We start from the raw sequence: 26,243 nt of genomic DNA on the forward strand, positions 1-26,243 counted from the left end.
AGATTTCAATAAGTCAATTTCGTTTTTGCATTTCATTGGATACGACAGGTCGATTTATCTTTTGATATACCGCAATTACTCCAAGCAACAGCAGCATCCAATTTTTAAACGTCATTTTTAATATGCTCATAATTTATTTTGGGGGTACATTTACAAGTATTATACCAAACTCTAATTGTCAACATGACTTAAGTCCCTTAAAAAAACGGAGTTGTTTAGCTGTCCGAATGTGAATAATTGGTGTTCGAATATGAACAGTCAACAAAACAAAAAAATAAAGCAACACGCTAAATACAAGATACTTAACTATTTGGCAATCTATTTGACAATGTCTGAATATTGAACAACGTATTTTATACCATAGTTGAATGACCGATTTCGTCGGACTAGTTGATGAGCATAAGTTTTAAAACACAGACACTAATAGAGAAAAAGTATGATAAAGAGCTATTTCACAATTGCATGGAGAAATCTGCAAAAAAATAAAGTATTTTCGTTTATCAATATTCTCGGCCTGACAATAGGGATTACGGTGTGCCTGATGATATTTCTTTTTATCGTGAATCAATTCAGTGTGGACAAATTTCATATCCAAGGCGACCGGATTCACCGGGTGATGCGTGGCTTTAACAGTTCGAAGGAGCGCGTACCTTACCTCTCTGCTCCCTATGCCACAGCACTGTTAACAGATTATCCTGATGATATCAAGAAAGCAGTAAGAGTGATGCCGAACAATGGATTGTTTTCCTTTAATAATATCGCGTTCAATGAAAAAAAGCTCTATGTTGCGGATGCTGATTTCTTTGATCTGTTCAGTCTTCCCCTGATCAAGGGAAATGCGAAGACTGTTTTGCAGAACCCCGCTAGTGTAGTGCTCACGGAGACAAGTGCTAAAAAATACTTCGGCAATGAAAATCCGATAGGCAAAGTGCTGAAGCTAGATAAAAACAAACAGCTTACCGTTACAGGTATCGCAAAAGACGTCCCCACCAATTCACATTTGGATTTTGACCTGGTCATACCACTCGCCAACTATTCTAAAGAAGAGTGGTTTAAAGGGTGGATTAACAACAGTATGTTTACATATGTCCTACTCGGTGAGCATACTGATAAAAAACTGCTCGAAAGCAAGCTTCAACAGTTTATGGATAAACACATGAAAGCAGTTTCCAATGTCATGAACATTAAATTTGATCTTTCGCTCACGCCATTATATGACATTTATTTTGAACCTCACAGCCAATTTGACGATGTAAAACATGGAGAAAAAAAAGTCGTATACATCTTTCTTTCCATCGCTATCCTGATATTAGTGATCGCTTGTATCAATTTTATGAACCTCTCCACCATTCGAGCGGTGGACCGGTCAAAAGAAGTCGGCCTGAGAAAAGTACTGGGGGCCCAACGCACACAACTAACCTATCAATTCATTGGTGAATCTCTCCTATTGACTTTTATATCTTGCTTGCTCTCTATTGCCATATTACAACTACTGATGCCAATTTACAATCAGCTCTTAGGATACACGTTGACGGTTTCTTGGGATTCCTGGCCGATATATGCCTTTTTGGCCGCCATTATCCTTGTCGTTGGATTATTGGCAGGAAGTTATCCAGCTTTTTACCTGTCGACTTTTTCTCCGATCCAGGCATTGAAGGGCAAACTGCAATTAGGTAAGAGCGGAGCATTGTTTCGTCAGATTTTAGTGGTATTACAGTTCAGCATTTCCATTTTACTTATTATCGGAACCACCATCATCACAAAACAGATGAAATATGTAAAAGAAAGAGGGTTGGGATATGATGATCAGCAAAGCATAGTGATTCCATTGGATAATAGTGAGCTGTACAGCAACATGCATACTTTCAAAAACGAGTTGCTGAGCAACAGCAACATTGCCTCAGTTTCGTTCATGTCCGGCGAACCGGGCGGCTTTTTCGATAGCCATAATTTTGAGGTGGAGAGAAAGGATACCAAGTCATGGAAATCGAGAACGGAATTTACCGACTTTAGATTCGTCCGTACCTTAGGGCTAAAGATACTTGCTGGGCGGGATTTTTCCATGCAATATCCAACAGACTCCACCAAAGCAGTACTGATTAACCGTACAGCAGCAACACAGCTTGGTTTTACCCCCGAACAAGCCATCGGTAAATGGGTAAGAAATACGATCCGGGATTCTTCACGCCGAACCATCATTGGTGTCGTGGAAGATTTCAACTTCCTTTCCCTGAAAGAAAACATGGATGCACTTGTTATTTCGCCATCCGACGACCTAAGAACAGTAGTTATAAAATTGAATACGAATGACTTTCCCGCTGCATTGAAAACAATCGAAGCCGCATTCAATAAAGCAGCTCCGCTTTATCCCTTTGAATACACTTTTTTGGACCAGAAGTTTGACACTCTTTATAAAACAGACCTCAGGCAGCAAAGAATCCTTGGTCTATTTGCCGGATTGGCGATATTTATTGCCTGCCTGGGGTTATATGGACTGGCCTCATTTACAGCGACCAAACGAAATAAAGAAATCGGAATTCGCAAGGTCCTGGGCGCCTCGATATCGGGTGTGGTGGCACTGCTTTCCAAAGATTTTATGAAACCAGTGCTAATTGCCTTACTCATCGCCTCACCTATTGCCTGGTGGATTATGAACAAATGGTTGGAAAACTTTGCCTACCGCATTAACATCCAATGGTGGATGTTTGCCGCTGCAGGACTGATTGCAATCGGCATTGCACTGGTTACAGTAAGCTGGCAGGCACTTCGGGCCGCATTAGCCAATCCCGTTGATAGCCTGCGGGATGAATAATGTAGGGATCGATGATCGCTATTATTCTATAATATAAAAGTCTAATTTTCGTTTGCGTTTTTCCTCCGGAGTAGCAGGATTGAATCGAATCTCATGGCTCTTTAAAAAGCTGAGGGTGCTCATCCCGCCTAGAAACAAGAAAAGCCCTAACTTTCGTTAGAGCTTTTTAGTCGGGGTGGCAGGATTCGAACCTACGACCTCCACATCCCAAATGTGGCGCGATACCGGGCTACGCTACACCCCGAAAAGGTATCACCTTTGTTTTTGTGTGGCACAAATATACGCTTCTTATGCATGTTTTGCAAGCATTACCACAAAAATAAAACTAATCAACTGATATATTGACCATTATTAATATTTAATTTCAAAGTTAAATACACTCGTTATTATACCATAAATGAACTTCAATATGTCGATTTGCTTTTATCATTTCTAAACAGCCCAAATAAGTTACTACAACTATGATCAAACAGCGAAAAAAGACAAGTAATTACAAAAAAACATTGTTAATAAAAGTTTATGAGATAAAATTATCCATTTAGTTATTCAAACATAAAGTATTTTATTATTTCCCTCAAGATCAAGCAAAAAATAAAAATCAAAACCAAATTTAAATAAATTTGTAGCCTATCGGTTAATAACACTCAAGCATTTACTGCTTTTTTGTTAAAAAATCATTACCAAATTACCTTTATTATTAAATATATAATAAAAATTAACTACTTTTATTCCAACATAACAACCCTCCTATCAAAACCACAACGATTTTGATGTTTGTTATGGGATCTCCTGCTATTATATGTTCAAATTCATCAATGCATGAAAAATTTAACCATTATTGGATTAACACCTTTTGAAAAGCCTGACGTCAATCTTATGCCCAAACTCCATCAAGCGGGTGCATTTCCCGTATTAAGTTTGGGACACGACTTAGCCAACGCTCAGGAAGCACTGAATCAACTTGATCAGACTGCTATATTTACTTATGGAATTTATTTTCCAAATGATAAACTTCTATCCCTTGAAATTCCGGAGAAAGTAAGCGTCGTCATTCTTCCCTTTGGTACCCCAGTTCCCACAGCTCAGCACCTGTCCATAGTGTATCAGGTCAGTAGTCTGGAAGAAGCCAAACAAGCGGAACAGCTTAACGCAAAAGGAATTATCATAAAAGGAAATGAAGCTGGAGGTCTCGTTGGATATGAATCCACATTTGTGCTCTTCCAACGGATTGTCAAAGAAATCCAGTCCATACCTGTTTGGGTACAGGGCGGCATAGGTCTACATACCGCTGCTGCCGCAAAGTCCCTCGGTGCCACTGGAATTGTGTTGGACAGCCAACTTGCGCTGTTTCCGGAAAGTGCGGTTCCCCAAGACTTCAAAACACTCTGTGGAAAATTAAACGGCACGGAAACTAAGATCCTTGCCAACCATCGCGTACTGGTGCGACCAAACTCGCCGGTGTTATCGGATCAGGTTGACACGGCCGAACTCCGAGCATATTTCACCGACCTGAACCCTGCTACGAGTTATATCCCGATGGGGCAAGACATTTCCTTGGCCATCGATCTTTACGAGGATTTCAGGACACTAAAAAAGCTTATTTTCGGATTTAAGGAAGCCATGTACGGCCATTTAAAGCAGGCGAAAGCTTTACAGCCGATTGACCGTGATAATGTATTAGCGAAACAACTAGGCCTGTGTTATCCAATCGCACAAGGCCCCATGACCCGGGTCAGCGATGTTCCGGCCTTTGCCAATGCTGTAGCGGAAGCCGGCGCGCTTCCTTTTGTCGCGCTATCCCTCCTACGGGGTGAACAGGCCAAAGCCCTGGTTATGGAAACCAAACAACTCGCCGGAGATAAAACCTGGGGAGTGGGGATCTTAGGTTTTGCACCGCAGGAATTGCGTGAAGAACAGACGACCTATATCCTGGAAGCTAAGCCTCCCGTTGTCCTGATTGCCGGTGGTCGACCTGCACAGGCTAAGGTATTTGAAAAAGCCGGCATAAAAACGTTTCTACATGTACCGTCTCCTGCCCTGCTCGACATGTTTCTAAAGGAGGGTGCCAAAAATTTCATTTTCGAAGGTCGCGAATGCGGTGGCCACGTAGGACCTCTTTCGAGCACCGTTCTCTGGGAAAAACAGATCGAACGCATCTTAAAAGAGGATCATCCAGAACAGATCAGTGTTTTCTTTGCCGGCGGTATCCACGATGCATTTTCTACGGCATTTGTCTCCATTATGGCAGCTCCTTTAGCAGCGCGTGGTGTCAAAGTAGGCGTACTGATGGGAACTGCATATCTCTATACGCATGAAGCGGTAAGCAGCGGAGCTATTCAGGAAGAGTTTCAGAGACAAGCTATGCAAGCCAAAGATACCGTTCTGTTGGAGACAGCACCAGGGCATGAAACTCGTTGTTTGAATACGGCTTTTGCACAACACTTCAACCGGGAGAAATCCAAACTATTGGCTGCAGGCATAGATAAAAAAGAAGTCTGGGAAAAACTCGAAAAATTAAACGTCGGCCGTCTGCGTATTGCAGCTAAAGGTGTCGACCGTCAAGGAAATCAACTGGTCAACATCCCTAAAAGTGAACAACTGGACCTGGGTATGTATATGATCGGCCAGATTGCAACCATGCAAAACAAGGTGATCTCCCTGGATGCGCTGCATCAACATGTCGGCATCGACAATCAGCTGTTTATCCATGAAGCAATATTACCGGAAGAACCGCTTTCCAGCGAAAAACCGCTGGATGTCGCCATTGTCGGAATGGAGTGTATTTTTCCGGGAGCCAAAAATCTGGAAGAATTTTGGCGCAATATTATCCTTGGAAAAGATAGTGTTACCGAAGTTCCTGACGAACGCTGGAACAAGGCTATTTACTATAAACCCGATGCAGATGGTCCAGATGTATCCCACTCAAAATGGGGTGGTTTCATTCCGAAAATTGATTTTGATCCCTTGGCTTTCGGGATTCCACCACAGTCACTCGCAGCGATTGAACCAACGCAATTGCTGACGTTACTGGTCGCCAAGCGTGCGATGGAAGACGCCGGTTATGGCGAAAAACAAATCAACCGCGAAAACATTTCCGTAATCATCGGTGCGGAAGGCGGCAATGATCTTGCCAACAGCTATAGCTTTAGAGGGTACTATAAACAGGTCTTTGGTGAACTGCATGAAGAAGTGAAAGAGGCATTACCACATACCACCGAAGATTCCTTCCCCGGTATCCTGGCCAATGTTATCGCTGGTCGGATCACAAATAGACTGGATCTTGGCGGTCGAAATTTTACAGTGGATGCTGCTTGCGCCTCATCCCTTGCAGCGATTGATCTAGCTTGTCAGGAACTTATTCTGGGTAAATCGGATATGGTGCTTGCGGGTGGAGCGGATCTCCATAATGGAATCAACGATTACCTGATGTTTTCCAGCACACATGCGCTCTCACGTAAAGGACGATGTGCCACATTTGACAGTGATGCAGATGGGATTGCTCTTGGCGAGGGGGTGGCGATATTGGTGCTCAAACGCTATGAAGATGCTGTACGTGATGGCGACCGCATCTACTCGGTTATCAAAGGTGTTGGCGGATCCAGTGATGGTAAAGCCCTAGGCCTCACCGCTCCCCGAAAAATCGGTCAAGTACGCGCACTGGAACGTGCCTATAACCAAGCGGGTATCAGCGCAGCATCCGTTGGTCTAGTTGAAGCACATGGTACAGGAACAGTCGTCGGTGATAAAACAGAACTGAGCGCACTGACCAATTTATTCAGCCGTTCAGGAGCCTTACCAGCACAAACGCATTTAGGTTCGGTCAAAACCCAGATCGGCCATACAAAATGTGCGGCAGGATTGGCAGGCTTGATCAAAGCTTCCTTAGCTGTATTTCATGGTGTAAAACCACCAACACTTCACCTCCAACAGCCGAATGCCTATTATAATGCACAAACAAGTCCGTTTGCTTTCCATGCTGAAACTGGTTTATGGGGAGAAAAAAGACGTTATGCTGGCATCAGTGCCTTTGGTTTTGGCGGAACAAATTTCCATGCTGTTATTGCGAATCATCCGCAGGAAGATAGTACAATTGCTTTGCAATCCTGGCCATCAGAACTATTCGTTTTCCGTGGCGACAGCTATGACGAAGCAAAGGGGCAACTGGGTCAGGTAAAAACACTTTTAGATATCAACGATAGCCTCCCGCTAAAAGATATCGCCTACAGCTTGGCGGTTGCTTCTGAAAAAGCGATCCAGCTCAGTATTGTTGCAGATACAGCCGAAGACCTAATGATGAAAATTGAATTGGTACTATCTGGTATTGAAAGCAAAGACACCTTTATAGTCAATAAACGCGAAGGTAAAACAGCATTCTTATTTCCGGGACAAGGTAGTCAACGCATTAATATGGCCCGTGATCTCTTTGTGGTATTCCCATCAATGCGAAAGCTGATCTCCCAGTATCCTGAACTGGAAAAAGTGGTCTTTCCTTCAACTACGTTTGATTCCGATTCTTTAAAACAACAAAAGGAAACCATCAAAGATACTCGTCTGGCACAACCGCTTTTGGGGATCGTCGATTTAGCCTTAGCTAAATTCCTCCAGTCATTGGGTATCGTCCCAGATATGCTGGCCGGCCATAGTTACGGTGAATTACCAGCATTGTGTTTCGCCGGTGTATTTGACGAAGAACAATTAGTCGAACTGAGCAGCAAGCGGGCTCAATCCATCCTGGATTCGGTCGAAAATGGAGATCCCGGCACCATGGTTGCTGTTAACGCAAATGCAGAACAGCTGAAGGCACTCCTCAATCGTGTTGAAGGCTGTTATCCGGTGAATTACAATTCTCCGACGCAATGTGTTGTTGCAGGTAGCACAGTCGCTATCGGGAAACTCATGGAACTGTTAAAACAGGAACGTGTCTCTGCTAAAAAGCTGGAGGTTGCCTGTGCTTTCCATAGTCCTTTAGTCGCTAGATCAAAAGAGCTTTATGCGAATGTATTGAAGGATGTTCCATTCCAAGAAATGCGACTACCGGTCTGGTCAAACACAACAACAAGCATATATCCTACTTCGGTATCCGAAATAAAAGCAAGACTGACTGATCATTTGGTTCAACCTGTCCGCTTTGTTGAGGAGCTTCAGGCCATGTATGCTGATGGCGCACGGATATTTATTGAGGTAGGTCCAGGCAAAGTGCTGACAGGCTTAACCAAAGCCTGTCTGGAGCAAGATCAACTGACCCTGTACGTAGAGGATAGCAACCGCAACAAATTGACGCACCTACTCTGTATGCTTGCACAATATTTGGGAACTGGTCGCAATTTCGCTATTGATAAACTTTTTGAAGGTCGTCAGATTCAACCAATCCAGCTAGATCAACCAAACTTATATAAGAAAAACCCTACTATCTGGCGTGTCAATGGACAGGCTGCACATCCAACGACAGGAACGCTACCTGTCAATGGCGCATTGCCAATAGTAAGCCCCATTAAAATGAGCAACCTTAACAACCCTATAGCTGCAACGACAGAAGCACAACCTGCTGCCGAGCGTATGCTGCAAGAATACTTAAACAGCATGAAAATGCTGATCCAGGCGCAACGTGATGTCATGCTTTCCTTTTTGGGGCAAAACCCACAAGTAGCACCTATGCCGGTCTATTCAAGTCCCGCACCAAATGTGACTGCAGACCGTATAACCCCGATTACCGTTCAACCCACGCTCAGCGACAATTACGCTGTCGCAACAGTGGTACAAACTCCAGCTAAAGACATTAAAACATTATTGTTACAGGTAGTAAGCGACAAGACCGGTTATCCACATGAGATGCTGGGTATGGAAATGGACCTGGAAGCCGATCTCAGCATTGATTCAATCAAGCGGGTCGAAATTATCGGAACATTGCGTACAGAGCTTGGAACACTAAAGTTCGATCATGCAAATGAAGATACAATCATGGAACAATTGGCTGCCATAAAAACCTTAAATGGTCTGGTTTCCTGGTTAACAGAATTCAGCGGCGCAACAGCAGTGCCGGCCACAAGCGCTCAAACAGCAGTATCGACACCCACAACAAATCAGTCTGCGCTCTCCCTTGCAGAATTACAAACAGCAATACTGGATATCGTCAGTGAAAAAACCGGTTATCCCAAAGAAATGTTGGGATTGGATTTGGACCTGGAAGCAGATTTGAGCATAGACTCGATCAAACGGATGGAAATCATTGCTGAACTGAAGACCAAAATTGGTTTTGGAGAGGATCTCGAACATGCCGAAGATCTAATGGAAACCTTAGCAGCGATTAAAACCCTTAACGGTCTTGCTTCCTGGATCAGTGAAGTTAGTGATACAGCTCCTGAACAGAGCCTCTTGTCCAGACTTCGTTTTGACCTGACACCAGCAGATGCGGCCTCAGCACAAGACACAGAAATTCTACAGGGCAAACGTTTTGCCATTGCTCCTGACCATGGGCAGCAGACAATGGCCATCAAAACCATGCTCGAAAAACATGGTGCTATCGCGGAACTGGTCAATCCGGAAAATGATCTTGCTGTCTTTGATGGACTAATTATCTCCGACATATTTTCAGCGACAGTACAACATAATATCATAGATCAAGTTGATCTGATCAAAAAAATGGATCTGAACAGGGCCAAATGGGTCTATTTAATCTCTGATATTCCGGCACATGTAGAAAAAACAAACGATACACATGCCTTACGTCACTACCAGGGTTACCCAGGACTGTTTAAAAGTCTAGCCCGTGAGTTTGAACAGACCAACTGCAGGTTGATCAGTTTAAACACGCCACAGGAAACAGATCAAATCGCAGAAATCGCTCTAAAAGAGATCTTAACCACAGACAAAACCGTAGAAGTCATTTACAAAAATGACCAGCGTCATACAGTCGATATTATTCCTTCACCTCTGTCGACAGGCAGCGAAGAAGTGCAAATCCAACTGGATCAAAAATCTGTTGTCCTGGTACTTGGCGGTGGACAGGGTATTACTTCCGAATTAGTAAAACACATGTCAGCCTCCTACCCTTGTACTTACATCCTTGTGGGCAGGTCAGCAGACCCAAGAAAAGATATCCCGATCTCGAAAGAACTGGAAACAATGATCTCCAAGGAACAGATCAGAGCTCACCTCATTCAATCGGGGCTATTCCATGCTCCGGCACAAATTGAAAAAGAGACCCTGCGCGTCTTTAAAAACAATCAGATTCTGCGGACGATCCGTGATATGGAGCAACTGGGAAACACCGTCGTTTATGAATCATTGGACCTCTGTGATGAGGCTGGATTAACGGCCTTGCTCCACCAGATTTATGAACAATATGGACAGCTCGATGGTGTTATCCATGGTGCAGGTTTGCTGGAAGATAAATTGTTCAAGCAGAAAACGACCAGCTCTTTTGGACGTGTCTTTGATACCAAAGTAAAACCATTACGCGTATTGGCGGAACAACTACGTTCGGACTGTAAGTTCGTCGTCTTATTTTCCAGTATAGCATCTGTTTATGGCAACAAAGGTCAGACAGATTATGCGGCAGCAAACAGTGTATTGGACGACTATGCCAATGTACTGAATAAACGTTTGAAAGGAAAGGTTATTTCGATCAATTGGGGGCCTTGGAAAGGTGCCGGCATGGTTTCACAGACATTGGAAACAGAATATGAACGCCGTGGCATCTCCCTTATTCCTTTGGATGAAGGGAAAGAAATTTTCCTTAACGAGATCAGGTATGGTACGGAAAGCCAAGTGTTAATTATGTCAGGCAACAATTGGTAAACCGTCTTATCCATTGATTATGAAAAAAACAGATATTGCCATCGTTGGTTTATCTTGTGTCTTTCCGGGGGCACAGGATGCCAATATGTTCTGGCAAAATATCATCAATAAGGTCGATTCCACTGAATTTGCTCCAGCTGATCGCATTGACCCGATCCATTTTAGTGATGGTCCGGAGACTGTAGATCGCTTTTATTGCAAACGTGGTGGGTTTATCTCTGACTATATGTTCGATCCAACGGCATTTGGCATTTTACCACTTGCCGTTGAGGGAACCGAGCCGGATCACCTGTTAACGCTTGATCTGGTACAGAAAGCACTGGAAGACGCCGGCGTATTCCAAAAACAGGTATCCCTGGAAAAGGCAGGAATTGTGATCGGGAAAGGAAATTATACCGGTCCGGGAGCTACCCGTGCCATAGAAATTGTACGTACAGGCGAACAGATTTCCTCCCTTTTACAGGAACTTTTACCGCAGGTGCCAGCGGCAGATATCGAAAAGGTAAAACAAGCATTCCAGGAACGCAAGGGACGCTTCGCCGCTGATACGGCTATGGGCTTAATCCCTAATCTTGTGGCTTCGCTTGTTGCCAACCGCTTCAATCTTGGCGGTGTGGCCTTTACCGTAGATGCTGCTTGTGCCAGCGCCCTGATCGCGGTAGACCATGCTGTACAGGAATTGCAGCGTGGCCGTAGTGATATCATGATTGCCGGCGGTGTACATACCGGTCAGAATGCAGCTTTTTGGAGCATCTTTGCACAATTGGGTGCCCTTTCTCACAACCAACAGATCAAACCTTTCAGCATGGATGCCGATGGCTTACTCATCGGTGAAGGCTGTGGTTTTGTTGTATTAAAACGACTCGAAGATGCTGTACGTGACCAGGATAAAATCTATGCTGTCATCAAAGGCATAGGCGTGAGCAGCGATGGTCATGGCACAAGCGTCATGAGTCCATCGGTGAAGGGACAATTAAAAGCTTTACAACAGGCTTGGATAAATGCTGAACTGGACGAAAAACAGATCGGCTATCTGGAAGCACACGGCACAGGGACACCTCTTGGAGATAAAACTGAACTACAGACACTGTCGCAGTTTTTCGGTAAAGAAGACGCTGCCCCAGTCGCTGGAATCGGTTCGGTCAAATCCAACATCGGTCATGCCATGCCTGCCGCAGGAATCGCAGGCCTGATAAAAACCTGTTTGGCGCTACACCACGATACATTGCCACCAACCCTTTATTGCGAAAACCCGACCGCTGATATGCAGACAACACGATTTGCTCCGGTACAGGAAGCAAAAAGCTGGTCAAAGACAGGTCTGCCTAGGGTGGCCGCGGTAAATGCTTTTGGTTTCGGCGGTATAAACGCGCACGTGGTCTTAACAGGCTATGATATGCCTAAAAAAGACCCCGTATTGTTACTTGCCCGACCAACACATGCGGAATTATTATCGGCTTTACGGAATAACGATACGACAGTGGGTGAAGGCCATTATCGTCTCGCCCTATTTGATCCCACCCCAGAGCGGATTGAAAAGGCAATCAAAATCGTTTCTAAAGATAAAGCCTGGCGCAACAAGCAGGATATCTGGTATACCTCTACCCCTTTATTACAAGAGGGTGGCAAGGTTGCTTTTGTCTTTCCTGGTTTAGATGGCTTAGCTAAAGGAGAGGTAGACTCAGTCAGCCGCTATTTTGGGCTGACAGCACCTATACAAACCGAAGGTGAAGGACTACTGAATGATGCCTTGGCTATTTTCAATTCCTGTAGCATTCTGGACAATTCCCTTAAAAAGCTAGGGATCTATCCGGATATGAATGCTGGACATAGCTTAGGCGAATGGTTGGCTGGCTATTCTGCGGAACTGGCGGAAGCAAGTTCGGTCAAGGACCTGATTGATGTACTTAACCCACAGACTTTTGAACTCAAGGATTCCAAATTTATTGCCATCGGAACGGGGCTGAAGGAAATTACACCTTTAATCAGCGACATTCCCAATATTTATGTTTCCAATGACAACTGTCCCCATCAGGTCATTCTATGCGGCAGCAACGCCGCTTTGGAAGAACTTGTGCCCTTATTAAAGGCAAAACAGATCTTCCATCAGATCCTGCCCTTTCAGTCGGGTTTTCACTCACCTTTTGTGGCAGACAAGCTCGATCTGATTCTAGCAGGTATGGAAAAAGTACAGTTTCAGCCGACCAAGATCCCTTTGTGGTCGGCTACCACACTGATGCCTTACCCATCGGATCAACAGGCTATCCGTCAACTGAGTGCAGAACATCTTGTCGAGCCGGTCCGTTTTCGTGAGTTGACAGAAAAGCTATATGAAGATGGGGCCCGTTTCTTTATCCAGGTGGGTACCGGCGGATTGATCGGTTTTATCGACGACACCTTAAAGGGAAAAGCGTTCAGCACTCTAGCGTCCAGTGTGGCAACACGTTCGGCACTTGCGCAGTTACAACGTGTCGTAGCGGCTTTATTTGTGGAAGGAAAAACAGTGTCGCTGGATTTTCTGGCGGTACAAAACCACGCAAAAAAAGTTGCGAGTAAAGGTATGAAACTACAGCTCGGTTCGCCTATCGTCCGTAATTTTGATGCGGTCAAGAGCTTAGGAAAGTCTTTTGACACAGTACAGCCACAACTGACCGCCGGAACAGCTGTAAGGGGCAATCATCCATTGGTACAGGCATTTCAGGAGAATATCGCGGATATGATCCGGATGCAGGAAGAAGTATTGACACTCTTTCAGAACCGGCCAGCGCCTAGCGTTTTGGCAACTGTCACCAAGCCCCTTGTCGTAGAAAAACCTGTAGACAGACATTTTTCAAAAATGCTACAGGTCAATTTGGACAGTCATCCTTACCTGATCGATCATAGTCTGCTGCGACAACCGCAGGGATGGTCAGAAGTAGCGGACATGGAACCGGTGATCCCGATGACCATGATTTTTGAATTGCTGGCTGAAATCGCTCAGGCAGAACAACCTGCGGCCAAGATCCATAAGATCATGCACGTGAGTGTGTTCCAATGGATGAATGTAGCCAAACCATTTGAGAAAATGGTCAAGGGCGAATGGCGGTCGCCTCAGCTTGCCTATCTGGATATCGAGAATTTTGCAAATGCAGAGGTAGCACTGTCTACAGCATATCCCGTCGCACCACAGTTTGATCTTTCCATAGGTGAGTCCCTGCCTATCACGCGTACTTCCGAAGAAATCTATGATAAGCATATGTTCCATGGAACAGCCTATCAAGGGATTATGGCGGTAACTGCCGTAGGTAAAAAGGGTATCATAGGTAAGATCAAGGGTAATGGTGGAAAGGGCTCGCTATTGGATAATGCGGGACAATTATTCGGTTTGTGGCTTCAGCTTACACTGACCAAAGATCGCATTGCATTCCCTGTTAAAATCAAAGAAATCGAGTTTTTCGACGACATGCATGACCAAGATGGCCTATTCGAGTGTACCTGTGTGTTGACTGAGCTGAACGATGAATTTGCTATCGCAAACATTACGCTCCAACGAAACGAAAAAGTATGGTGCTCGATCAGGGGCTGGCAAAATAGACGACTGGAAATCGATGAAGCACTATGGAATGTTTCCATGTCGCCACTGCACAACCGTATGTCAACGGAAATCGCACCGGATGTTTTCTTCTTTCACCAAGCCTACACCCGGGTTGCTTCTTGGGACTTTATTCTGAAACGCTATTTCAACCAAACGGAAAAACAGCACTACCAACACTTGCTGCCCAACCGCCGAAAAAGTTGGATGGTAAGCCGTGTAGCGGTAAAAGATGCTGTACGCCAGTTGCTGAACCGTCAGAAAAACCTCCCCTGCTACCCTATAACGTTTGAGATCCGCTCTGATGATCTCGGTAAGCCTTATTTACTGGGTGAGGCGACTAAAGATATTCATGTATCACTTGCCCATAAGGGAAAAGATGCCGTAGCCATCGCCCGTCAAGACAGACCTGTAGGTATTGACATGGAACTCATCGAGGAGCGTAGTGCTGGTTTTTACCCACTGGTCTTTACCGATGCTGAAATGGAATTGCTCAAAGACCGGGAACAGGCGGAATGGACAACCCGTTTTTGGGTAGCGAAGGAAGCTTATGGTAAATTTTTAGGTACAGGCTTAAAAGGCAACCCTAAAAAATACGAAGTGGAGCGCATTCAAGGCGATCATCTTTGGATCAATCAAATAGAAATAAAAACAATCAAACACCAAAATTATATTATCGGATGGACACTGTAAACACCACATCAAAATTGAATCACGAAGAATTATTCGCTTTATTAAAAGGCTTTATAACAGAAGTTATCGGCGAAGAATTTGTAGAAGAGATGGATATTAGGCCAGAAAGTTCCTTTACAAAGGACCTTGAAATGGACAGCATTGAAATTGTTTCTTTTTCAGAGAAAATCAAAGCGCATTTTGGTGAACAGATTGATTTCACCGGCTGGTTATCTTCGATGGACCTGGACCAACTAATCAATCTTGACCTTCGCATGATCATCAATTATATCCACGAATGCCAATAATTACGGTCAACAATAGGAAAGTTCATATACAGGAACTGAACAAAGGTGCTGAACATACCGTGGTATTGATCCACGGCATGTTCAGCAACCTCTCTATTTATTATTTTAATATTGCTCCAATCCTAGCGCAGCATTTCCACGTGGTCATGTATGATCTCAAAAGTCATGGCATGAGTGAACGTGTATCGGAAGGCTATGATCTTGAAAATATGTCATCGGATCTGATTGCTTTGTTGGATAGTCTACAACTTCAAAACGTCCATCTGCTGGGTTACAGTTTTGGTGGACTAATCGCGCTTAAAACGGCATTGCAGATCCCAAGCCGTGTGGAACGACTGGTCGTTATGGAGGCTCCGGATCCACAGGATGAGAAAGCTCGCAACATCATCGATGAGTATAGTAAGGAATTTTTGGAACATTATATTGCCAATTTTACCGATACAACAAAAATGAAAATGGGTAAGCGACAATTTGAAAAAAATCATCGCCTTTACGAGTTTTTATTCAACCAGACGAGCATCAAAGCTGATATGATCAAAGAAAAATATTTCCTCCATGAAATGGATACTGCAACATTACCGCCGTCCACCTTACTGTTGTATGGAAATACATCGAACTGTAAACCAACGGGGGAATGGCTACAAACAAAAATATCTGGTGCTCAACTTAAACTCATTCCGGGAGATCACAATATCCCCATACAAGAACCTATACAGATAGCTGAAACTATCGTTGATTTTTTATCTAACCCTTTATTACAAAACCATGGCTAAATTTGTGTTTGTTGTCCCCCCACTGACAGGTCATGTCAATCCGACGTTGAGCATTGGTGCTGAACTATTGGAAAGAGGACATGAAGTAGCTTGGATCAGTCTAGACAAAAACTTAACTAATAAACTTCCAGCTGGCGGAAAGCTTTTGCTTATTCAATATGACCAGACGGATGAAGAAAAAAAAGAAAGCGAACAGTACCTTGATATCATTTCAAAAAAGATTGTCTATGGTATCGATAGCATCAAGTTTCTTTATGAAGATGTACTTATCCCTTTAAATAGACATTGTTATAAAGGTATCCTTACCTTATTAGAGACATTTGCACCTGATCTCGTGATTGGCGACCATCAATTATTTGCGGCATCCATCGCTGCAAAAAAACTGGGGCTCCGCTATGCGACCACTGTCACGGCTCCCGCAGCCATTAAAATTGTCAGTGAACTCCCAAAGGTACACGAATGGGAAGAAAAGCAGATCGTCGCTTTGCAACAGGAACTCGGGCTAACTGGAAATAAATCTTTGGATTGCTCGGATTTGCTTACGCTTGTCCTAACATCCCGTTATTTCTTTGGTGAGATGGATCTCAGCTCAAACTATCAGTTCACAGGACCTGTCCTGGCCGAACGTCGGGTATCGGCTGTATTTGACTGGGATAAACTGCATGCTAGTAATCGAAAAAAAATCCTGGTCAGTATTGGTACTACCTTTGATCACGACCATAAGAAAGCATTTTTCCAAAAGGTTATCGATGCATTTGCGGGAGAGGAGCTGACTGTCGTAGTTGTTTCAGATCCGCAGCTATTTGATGCCTGGCCTGAAAACTTCATGGTTTATCAACAAATCCCGCAATTGGATCTGTTACCACATCTGGATGCTGTTGTATGCCATGGTGGCCATAATACGGTTTCCGAAACTCTTTCACAGGGACTACCACTTGTGGTCATCCCGATCGCTTACGACCAGTCACATGTCGCGGGTCGCGTAGTGCGTACCGGTGCCGGTGAACGACTGAATTTCAATCGTTTTAAAGCACATCATTTAAAAGATAGTGTCCATACCATCTTGAATAATCCAACCTATCGTGAAGCTGCACATACCGTCCGTCAATCTTTTGTCGATGCGGGTGGCACGAAAACCGCTGCAGACCTCTTGGAACAAACTGCTGCTCCTATCGCTTCAAGAGCGGAGGTACCGGCTAAGTTCCTCTTTGTTGTTCCACCATTTTTTGGACATATCAGCCCAACATTAAGTGTAGGTGCAAGCCTCCTTGCCCGTGGGCATGAAGTCCGGTGGTTTGGCATAACGCCATTAGCTGATCATCATATCCCCGAAGGTGGAAGTTATATCTATCCTGAAGCGGATCTGGTACCTTTTCAGGGGGAACTCCAACAGCTATTGAAACGTCAGGATGATGGTCCCTCCTGTTCGGGCCCCGAAGTCATGAAACTGGCGCTGGAAGAAACCTATGTCCCGATCGCGAAAATGATGATGCCGGGATTGGAACGTCTTCTCGGCCAATGGCAACCTGATGTGATCGTAAACGACTGCATCACCTTTGGAGGTGCACTATTTGCACATAAACATCAGATCCCTTGTGTGACAACAACTCCCGTTCCACCGGATGTCATGGGCGACACGGAGAAGAGTGCTCCTAAGATATTTGAGTGGCAGCAAAATCTGATCAAAGACCTTCAAAAGGCCGTGGGAATTTATGATGAAGGAATCTTTATACACTCCCATCAGCTTAACCTGATATTTACGTCACAAGCTTTTGCCGGTTTTGAAACGGTACCGCCTCACATGAAATTTGTCGGACCGGTCAAAGGTCGTCCAAACAATACCCCTTTTGACTGGGAACGTTTGGCCGCCAGCACTACTCCAAAAGTATTTGTATCCTTAGGTACACTACTCGTGGATATTCGAAAAGCATTTTTCGGTAAACTGATCGAGGCCTTTGCCGATCAGCCGGTGACAATTATTGCCGCTACCCCACCAGAAATATTTGAAGAATGGCCTTCCAATTTTATTGTGAGTGGCTTTGTTCCCCAATCCGCTTTGATGCCACACATGGATATGGTTATTTGCCATGGGGGCTTCAATACGGTGAACGACACCTTTACAAATGGTTTACCCATGCTGATCACACCAATCGCCTATGATCATTTTCATACAGCCAAACTTATTGAGCAGGCGGGTTGCGGGCTTAGCATCCGATACAAACGTATGCGTATAGATGCATTGCGGGACACCGTGTTTGAATTGTTGGAAAACCCGATCTATCGAAATGCCGCCAAGGAAGTACAGAAGACCTTTCTAACCGCTGGCGGTAACGACCAGGCGGTAGCGCTATTGGAAGATTTTGTAAAACAAGAATGTTTGACATTGGCACAGGTGTAGGCGATGAAAAGAAAACTATTATTTGGTGAGCGCATGCTGTTGGGGGATGGAACTGAACCCTTCAACGCCGTCATTCCTTTTCGGCTACGTGGTGTTTTCAGCGAAGAAGATATCAAATACGCCTTGAGCCGATTACAGGAAAAACATCCCTGGCTGCGGGCACTTATCCAACATGATGACAAAAATACACCTTGGTTTCAGGTTCCGGAACTAACCGTATCGATTCCGATACGGTTAGTAAACCGAAAAAGTGAAGACGACTGGCAAGAGGAATCCAAAATGGAATGGCATTCGACCTTCGATTATCAGACGAAACCATTAATCCGATTTGTCTGGATTAAGGGGGAAGAAGTCTCAGATATGCTATTCGTTTTCCATCATTGCTTATGCGATGGTGGCTCGGCCATGGCATTATTGTATGAATTTCTAAAAGTACTGGACAATCCGGCCGCGGAAATCGGACTGGAAAATCCGATCCTTGGCATTGAAGATGTCGTACCAGAACATATCTTAAAGAGTGTTAAGAAGCGGTTTAAGGCAAAAACAATTGGCCGATTAGCAGCTTTAGCGATTAAATGTATTCCGGTCGGCAGAAAAGCGATCGATCGGCAGACGGACTATCTGATTCACTGGAAGTTTGACCAAGCCACCAGCAAGCAACTTATTTCTCATTGCAAGTCATTGGATGTCACAGTCAACACATTTCTGGGGGCCACCGTATTGGAGGCATTCCGGAAAGTACGTGGTTCGTCGGCATTCAATAAAGTTTCCTGCCCAGTAGATATCAGGCGTTTTGCACCACAGATAAAAGATGACCATATTTTCGCTTTCGGATTAATGATTGTCATGTCTTCGAACCAGAAAATAAGCTTTTTGGATAACCTCCGGTTGATGCAGGATGAAGTGGAACGCAAAACAGCGAAGCTCAATCCTTATATCACCATGATGGTCATGGAATCTGCCCACGATGCGCTAAAGAACTTTACAAAACTCTTAAAACGGGGCAAGTCATCCAATGACTGTATGTTTTCCAATTTGGGACGCATACAGATCCCGGACCAATATCGGGCATTCAGCCTGGAAACAATCTTTAGTCCTTCGGTCATTGGTCCTTTGGGCAATACAACGACCATGGTCACCTCCACCTTTCGTGGACAAATGGATTTCTCCTTTATGGGAAGTGAGGGGTATTTACCACAGGCAGAAGCATTGGCCATTCGCGATGAGATCATAGATCGCATCAGACAGCAACTAAATTATCAGGAGGCATCATGATCGAACGGAAATTAATGATGGTAGAACGGATCATGTATGTTGATGCCGAAACACCCTTAAATTGTGTATTTGCCGCCAAGATAAGCGGGGAGATCGCCGAAGAACACCTTCGGAATGCCCTCAACAAAATTCAGCAAAAACATCCATTGCTCCGATCGGTTATCAGCATAGAGGATGCAAAGCAACCCCGATTTGCGGTCAAAGAAGATATGGAATCTATTCCACTCCATATTGTCCAACGTCAAACGGATATGGATTGGCTGACAGCGTCGGAACGGGAATGGTATCGCCCCTTTAAAGCTGACAATACCCCCTTGGCTCAATTGGTCTGGATCAAAGGTAATTCAGTTTCGGAATTGCTTTGGGTATTACCACATTGCATCTGCGATGGTACCAGTATTGTCACATTGATGCGGGAGCTACTTTGCCTGTTGGATAACCCCGATAGGGAACTCGAGCCCTACCAGCTCTTTGAATCGGTTCATGAATTCCTGCCGCAAGGCTTTGAGCTTCAAAAAAAATCACGTAGAGCCAAGTTCTATTTGCTATTGGCAAGATTTTTCTTTTTCCTGCAACGAAAGAGCAGAAAAAGAAATTTAGGAAAAAACTATGCGATGCACTGGAAACTGGATGCAGAAACAACGGCTGCTATAACCCAAGGCTGTAAAGACCAAAGCATTTCTGTCCATGCGCTCCTATGCACGGCATTTATGCAAGCTTTTCGGGAAGTGCAAGGTAAAGCTGCAAAAAATAAAGTGATCAGCCCAGTTAATATCCGGCACTTTATTCCAGAAATCGAACAGGACCACATGTTTGCCTTTGCACCAACGGTGGAGCTTTCTCTAAAAAAGAGGAATGATAATATCGTGGATACTGCGAAAGATATCAAAACGGCGCTCACACAAAAAATAGAAAAGATGGATGCCCGGGAGCTACTCTGGATGGGAGAACAGATGCACCCGCTTGTGGATCGCATGATTTCCATGTTAAAATCGAGTCCGGGAGGACATGACGTCACGCTATCCAATATGGGTAAGCTCCAAATTCCAAACGAGTACAAAAACTTCACTCTGGAGACCATATACAGCCCAACAGTGGCTTTCCCCTGGTTGAATTCAAATACCTTGGTTGCAACGACGTTCAATCAACAAATGGATTTTACGTTTATGTCCAATGAAGATTTTTTACCAAAAGAAGAAGCGATTAAAATAAAAGATAAGGCGATCGCAATCATGACCTTATCCCTATAGCACTCCACATGACGAAGTTTACGGAATCAAAGAAAATAAAAAAAACAACGCTCAGGCGATTTTTAAGGAAGCGCGCAATTTATTATATCCTCCCCAATGTTGTCTTCAATTTCCTGGTTGCCTACGCCAGCTTTCAGGAGCTGGGATATACGCACTTTTTTGCTGGCCCACAGAGTCTGGCTCGACTGACACTACCAATGGCGATATTTTTACCTGTTGTCCTTACAATGGATATTATCAAGCGGGTGATCGCAGCCATAGAACAGGAATCGATCGCATTAACAGTAGACAGTGAACTGAACAGGAATAAATTTATTACGAAGCTGTGTATTATCCATGGCTTCGTAACGGGTTTATTGGTATTCCTATGTCTGATACTCGCCCAATATAACCTACCTACACACTACAAGTTAAATGCAACTGCAATGGCTATTTTAGATGCGCTACTCGCAGGTGTATTATCGATTTTGTTCACCTACTTACCGATCAGGAAATTAAGAAAATATTTATCTGAGCCGTCGCTAGTCATGCCGGAAATAGAACGAAATTAGTTTCCCCTTGTGGGAAGCTCTTCCTTCTAACATTTGCTACCTAAAATCAGTATATATTTTTGCTTCAAGTTCGCCCGCGCTTATTGGTGGCTTAACAAAATCCTTTTCCGGTCTGTCCGGTAATTGTTTCCCCTTTCCCCTTGCAAAACCAAGCTTGTATCCAATATTGTCATAAGTTGTCAGGTATACATTATCGTATTCTGTATCAGACTCACTGACATATAGCATCACATTTTTGTTTGCAATATTTTCGGTAACCCAACTATCTGTTGGTTTGGTGGTTGCCCAAGCAATGATTGAAAAGCTCCTATCAAAGCCTATTGGGTAATTTAAGTAGTTGATAAAAAAACAATAAATATCAAAATCAATATCGAAAGGAAAAGTTACCGCGAACTTTCTGTTCGACAACTTTGTCAGCCTCAGAATTGCTTGAAAATTCTCTTGATTATGAGAATTGCAAAATTCCTGCAAAATTTTTTCAATGTCATTTTCATCAATATCGTCTACAATGACCAATTTATCGTTAATGACTTTTTTTGTTGGATAGCTGCTACCCGGAGGTCTACTTGTATTGCTGATAGATTGTGTTTTTAGATTTTTGAATTTTATCCATAATATAAAAATTACAATTGCTACGATAACTGTATACACTACCAATAAGTATTGCTGTTTCATCTATTGTCCGGTTTTATATGGTCATTTAAGAATTGTCGGTGACAATTGGTTTTGTGAGATAAATATACATAAAGTTTTATCAGGCCTTGTTTAAAACATGTATTTCTTTTTTTCAGAAATGCTGCTGTCATAGCGAGCAGGTTTTTGGTTTTATTGACTGTTAGGATTAAACAAAAAGAGCCGTATCAAAATAGTTATTTTGATACGGCTCTTTTTCAATCGCCCAAAAAAAGCTGCTACTTAGAGTTCAATTTCTGTAAACGTTCTTTTGCTGAAGGGACAATATCATCATCTTTTTCATAATTTTCAATCACGCTTTTCAACGTACTCTTCGCCTGAGAAGGATTGCCTTTACGCGCATAGGTATCTGCAAGCAACACGAAGCTCTTTGCCACCCAGTATTCATGTGCCTCCCTATTATTGATCACATCAAAGGCTGTCTCTAGGGCTTTGTCATACTCTTTGTTATCATATTGTAATTGCGCCACACGGTACCGTGCCTCTGCGCCTACATCCGTTTGACTCTTCAGAGCGGCCAGATTGAGCTCTTTCATGGCCGACGCTATATTCTTGTCCTTCAGAAAGGCCCTGCCACTGTATAAGTGTGCCTTGGCAATTTCCTCCTCTGTTGCACTATCGTAATCTTTCACAAACTGTACATATTTGGCCATCTGCTCCATATCGCCGAGTTCGAAATAACAGATCATCAGGTTAGTTACCGCGTAGCCATAGTGTTTTTTATATTCGGAATTTAGTTCCAATTTTTTTAGGTGGACAATGGCCTCGTTGTATTCCTTTAAGTCCAGATATAAAGCGGCCACTGTAAGCAAAGTATTCTCTGTATACTTACTTGTCCAGTCGTTTAGAATGATATTCAGATCGTGCAAAGCTTCCTGCGGATGCCCGGTCTTGTACGAACTCACCCCACGGATGTAGCGTGCATATTTTTCTTGTTTGGGTTTGGGGAATTTATCAAAATAGGCATTGATCGCCTCCACAGAGGCTCCATATTCTCCTCGGGCAAAAAGGGAATGGGCTGCCTGGAAAGCCTGATCATCTTGCTCTGCAGGACTCAGATTACCCACATTGCTACCGATCGCATACCGAATATAGCTCGTAGCATCGCCCTGATCGAGGTAGATGTTTTCAATGAACCGCATCGCCTGCTCTGCCTCGGCGGTTCGCGCATATTTTTCCACCACCTGTTGGAAGGTGGCCTTCGCTGGTTCGGGTTCATCGTTATTATACTGCACAAGCCCAATGGTCATCAGTGCACGTGGGACATAGCTGCTGCGTGGGTACTTTTCGATCATTGCTTGCAACCCTTTGAGCGCGTTCTCATAATCGCCCATAGTGAAATAGGTGTAAGGGATCTCAAAAGCCGCGTCATCGGCATAGTTCGAAGCCGGAAATTGCTTCAGAACGGACCGCAGGGTACTGAGCTTTGTTTCATTGTCGCCCTGCAATCCAAAGAGCACACCGCGTTGGAACAACGCATAGTCCTGATTGGGCGCTTTCCCGTTGATCAGCTTGTCATAGTAGCTGTTGGCCCGGCCGTAATCGCGCAGGCACAGATAAGAATCGCCCAGACGTGCGATCACGTCATACCGTATATTTTCATCCACGGTACCACCTCCAGCCTTCAGAAAGCGCTCAAAATAATCGGCTGCCAGCGCGAAACGGTTATTTCGGTAGGCCGCATAGGCTAGCCCATAATTGGCATAATTATAGACTTCGTTGTTTTTTGCCGCAGGCAAGCTTAGGAACCGGGAGAAATTTTCTACTGCCTCCCCAAATTTGCGCACTTCATACATCGCCTCCGCTTTCCAGTAGGTCGCCAGAGCCGCCATTTCCGCATTGACCGGAAATTTTTCCGAACGCATAAACATGGATATACTATTTTCGAAAGCACGCTCGTTATAGAACTCCAGTCCACGGTAATAGGTTACCTGTTGATAGATCGCATCGACTTCCCTGCCGCGCTCCCTCAGCGATTCCAGCATACTGACCCCTGCATGGAAATTGGTCGTCCCTCGCAGGATCTCTGCCGATAGTATTTCTGGACTTTCCTGTCTTTTGGCACCCGGATCTGCAGGCTTCACTTCCTGGGCGATATATTTCTCGAGAACTTGCTGGGCGGCCTGGGTGGAGTCCATGGCAAGTAGCACTTTGGCGTAGTTAAATAGCGCATCGGCTTTCACTTGCCGATCGAGATCCAGTTTCGTCGCTTTGACGAAGGCATTTCGCGCCGCCTGCTTGTCGCCCGTTTCCAGGGCGATATGGCCCAAGGTCATGATCGCTCCTTGATAAAAGGCATCAGAAGGTTTCACCGATTCCATCATACCGCTCGCTCTTTTATATTCGCCGGCTCCATAGGCCAGATAGCTGATGCGGTAATTGTCGATATTACTTTGCGAAGCGTCCGGATGACGTTTCATCAACTCATGGTAATATGCCTGTTTATATTTTTGTTGTGCCAAATAGGTGCTGGTCGCGATCTGGCGCAGCTCCGTCTCGATCGCTTCGCGGTTGATAAGTTGCATATTTGGACTCCTGCGCACCTTGACGGCATCAGCCAGCATCGGCCGATAATCGCGTACGACATCAATGGAATCCATCGTCTGGACTTGCTCTACAGTTCGTTGTCCGGGCAGCTGTTGCTTTTCTTTTTGTTGCGGCTGTTGCTTCTCTTTCTGCTGTTTCACCACTTCCTGCGCATGTCCTGTAGCTAACATAGCCGAAAGTACTCCAGTAAACAGGCATTTCAGGTAGGTGTCGCCGATTCTTTCTTTCAATATCATTGTTCGTCCGTATTTCTGAGTTTTTCCAAACGTTCCTTTGCCGAGGAGGCAATAATGTAATCTTCCTTAGCTAGTAGAGCCAAAACTAAAGAATTCCATCCACATTGGGTAAATCGTGATAAAAAATTGGCCCGTAAAAGGCTATTTATAGGTCATATCCATCTCGTTTCCACGATCCCCTATTCTTTTGCTTGCTATCGGCAACTGAATTGACACAATAATGGAGCCAAGAAGAAACATACACAGGAACGATAAAAACAAAAAAAGCCCTAACTTTCGTTAGAGCTTTTCAGTCGGGGTGGCAGGATTCGAACCTACGACCTCCACATCCCAAATGTGGCGCGATACCGGGCTACGCTACACCCCGAAAAGGTATCACCTTTGTTTTGTGTGGCACAAATATCGAATCAATTTTTGAATTTGTCAATACCTTAATTCATTTTTTACACTAAATCACTGATTGATTGACCAATATTTTTATCAGCAGCTTCTATAAGAGCCATTTTCAGGCTTAAAAACACGGCCAAATAATCATATAAAGGAATATTCAAAATAACATTAGATTATCCATTTCATTTTCATATCTTTGCGTCCGATTTGAATAACAGTCGACACTTTTTTTAAAAAGTATTTTCATATTCAAAAAATAAGTCGTAATATTGCATTCCGATTTTTACAGGATATAAATCGTTAATAATTACTCGAAATCATGGATTTAGTAAAATTTGTAGAAGAACAAGCGGTAGTAAGAAATGAAATTCCCGCTTTCAAAGCCGGAGATACCATCAGCGTTCATTATAAAATTCGCGAAGGAAATAAAGAGCGTGTTCAGGTGTACCAAGGTGTAGTAATCCAATTAAACAGCGAAGGTGCTAACGCTACTTTTACCGTTCGTAAAATCTCAAACGGTGTAGGTGTTGAACGTATTTTCCCTGTAAACTCACCAAACATTGAAAAAATTGTAGTAAACAGCTATGGTAAAGTTCGTCGCGCTAAATTATTCTATTTACGTGGCCTTACCGGTAAAGCTGCTCGTATTAAATCAAAAAGAATCTAATTACGACTACCACAGCATAAAAAAAGGCTTTGATGAAATTCAAAGCCTTTTTTTATTTCTACCATATCAACCATCTTCCTACCCGGGACAATCTACTCCGATCCCCCTACCACTTAGAGAGCAATATAGGACCCCATGTAATAAAATTAAGACAATCTAATCTGATCTCTTAAAAAGAATTACCCCTCTTTGCTTAGCTAAAACATTTTACTTACTTTTAGCACCACCAATCTTCCATACATAGAAATCAATGGAAATTTTAGGATTTTATAAAGACAGCCCCATTAAGCGCTTACATAAATT

At 43.9% G+C, this 26,243-nt stretch carries 12 protein-coding genes and 2 tRNA genes; 10 read left to right on the top strand and 4 right to left on the bottom strand.

Annotation, left to right across the window (positions count from 1 at the left end; genetic code table 11):
- Positions 1-436: 436 nt before the first annotated feature.
- Entirely contained in the window at positions 437-2,812 is a 2,376-nt protein-coding gene (locus tag ABTV71_RS24015) for an ABC transporter permease (protein WP_433901351.1), read from the top strand.
- A gap of 170 nt (positions 2,813-2,982) precedes the next feature.
- Here the strand turns inward: ABTV71_RS24015 and ABTV71_RS24020 are convergent.
- Positions 2,983-3,056 (bottom strand) — tRNA-Pro (locus ABTV71_RS24020).
- 575 nt (positions 3,057-3,631) lie between these two features.
- Between ABTV71_RS24020 and ABTV71_RS24025 the strand changes: the two genes are divergently transcribed.
- From ABTV71_RS24025 to ABTV71_RS24060, 8 genes are read left to right on the top strand one after another with little or no spacing between them, the layout of a single operon-like run.
- Entirely contained in the window at positions 3,632-10,609 is a 6,978-nt protein-coding gene (locus ABTV71_RS24025) for an SDR family NAD(P)-dependent oxidoreductase (protein WP_433901352.1), read from the top strand.
- A 19-nt stretch (positions 10,610-10,628) separates the two neighbouring features.
- Complete coding sequence (locus ABTV71_RS24030) at positions 10,629-14,873, top strand: beta-ketoacyl synthase N-terminal-like domain-containing protein (protein WP_433901353.1); 4,245 nt, start codon at positions 10,629-10,631, stop codon at positions 14,871-14,873.
- Positions 14,861-15,160 (top strand): acyl carrier protein, encoded by a 300-nt coding sequence (locus ABTV71_RS24035; protein ID WP_433901354.1) that lies wholly within the window; start codon positions 14,861-14,863, stop codon positions 15,158-15,160. Before ABTV71_RS24030 ends, ABTV71_RS24035 begins: the two co-directional genes overlap by 13 nt.
- Complete coding sequence (locus ABTV71_RS24040) at positions 15,151-15,933, top strand: alpha/beta fold hydrolase (protein WP_121127195.1); 783 nt, start codon at positions 15,151-15,153, stop codon at positions 15,931-15,933. Before ABTV71_RS24035 ends, ABTV71_RS24040 begins: the two co-directional genes overlap by 10 nt.
- Positions 15,926-18,331, top strand: a complete 2,406-nt coding sequence (locus tag ABTV71_RS24045) for a glycosyltransferase (RefSeq protein WP_433901355.1) — start codon at positions 15,926-15,928, stop codon at positions 18,329-18,331. The genes ABTV71_RS24040 and ABTV71_RS24045 overlap by 8 nt, the downstream gene beginning before the upstream one ends.
- Positions 18,332-18,334: 3 nt before the next feature.
- On the top strand, positions 18,335-19,606 hold the full coding sequence (locus ABTV71_RS24050) for a condensation domain-containing protein (protein ID WP_433901356.1): 1,272 nt from the start codon (positions 18,335-18,337) through the stop codon (positions 19,604-19,606).
- On the top strand, positions 19,603-20,856 hold the full coding sequence (locus ABTV71_RS24055; protein WP_433901357.1) for a condensation domain-containing protein: 1,254 nt from the start codon (positions 19,603-19,605) through the stop codon (positions 20,854-20,856). Before ABTV71_RS24050 ends, ABTV71_RS24055 begins: the two co-directional genes overlap by 4 nt.
- An 8-nt stretch (positions 20,857-20,864) precedes the next feature.
- The gene (locus ABTV71_RS24060; RefSeq protein ID WP_433901358.1) at positions 20,865-21,407 is read left to right on the top strand and encodes a hypothetical protein; all 543 of its coding nucleotides are present in this window, start codon (positions 20,865-20,867) and stop codon (positions 21,405-21,407) included.
- Between the two features lie 36 nt (positions 21,408-21,443).
- Here the strand turns inward: ABTV71_RS24060 and ABTV71_RS24065 are convergent, their stop codons facing one another.
- From ABTV71_RS24065 to ABTV71_RS24075, 3 genes are all read right to left on the bottom strand, one after another.
- Positions 21,444-21,923: a hypothetical protein gene (locus ABTV71_RS24065; protein WP_433901359.1), complete on the bottom strand. Its 480-nt coding sequence runs from the start codon at positions 21,921-21,923 to the stop codon at positions 21,444-21,446.
- A 395-nt stretch (positions 21,924-22,318) separates the two neighbouring features.
- On the bottom strand, positions 22,319-24,883 hold the full coding sequence (locus ABTV71_RS24070) for a tetratricopeptide repeat protein (RefSeq protein ID WP_433901360.1): 2,565 nt from the start codon (positions 24,881-24,883) through the stop codon (positions 22,319-22,321).
- Between the two features lie 293 nt (positions 24,884-25,176).
- A tRNA-Pro gene (locus ABTV71_RS24075) sits at positions 25,177-25,250 on the bottom strand.
- Between the two features lie 342 nt (positions 25,251-25,592).
- Between ABTV71_RS24075 and rplS the strand changes: the two genes are divergently transcribed.
- Positions 25,593-25,940, top strand: a complete 348-nt coding sequence (rplS, locus tag ABTV71_RS24080) for a 50S ribosomal protein L19 (protein ID WP_077437627.1) — start codon at positions 25,593-25,595, stop codon at positions 25,938-25,940.
- Positions 25,941-26,243 lie beyond the last annotated feature (303 nt).

This window comes from Sphingobacterium puteale (assembly GCF_050986225.1).
Classification (GTDB): Bacteria; Bacteroidota; Bacteroidia; order Sphingobacteriales; family Sphingobacteriaceae; genus Sphingobacterium; species Sphingobacterium puteale.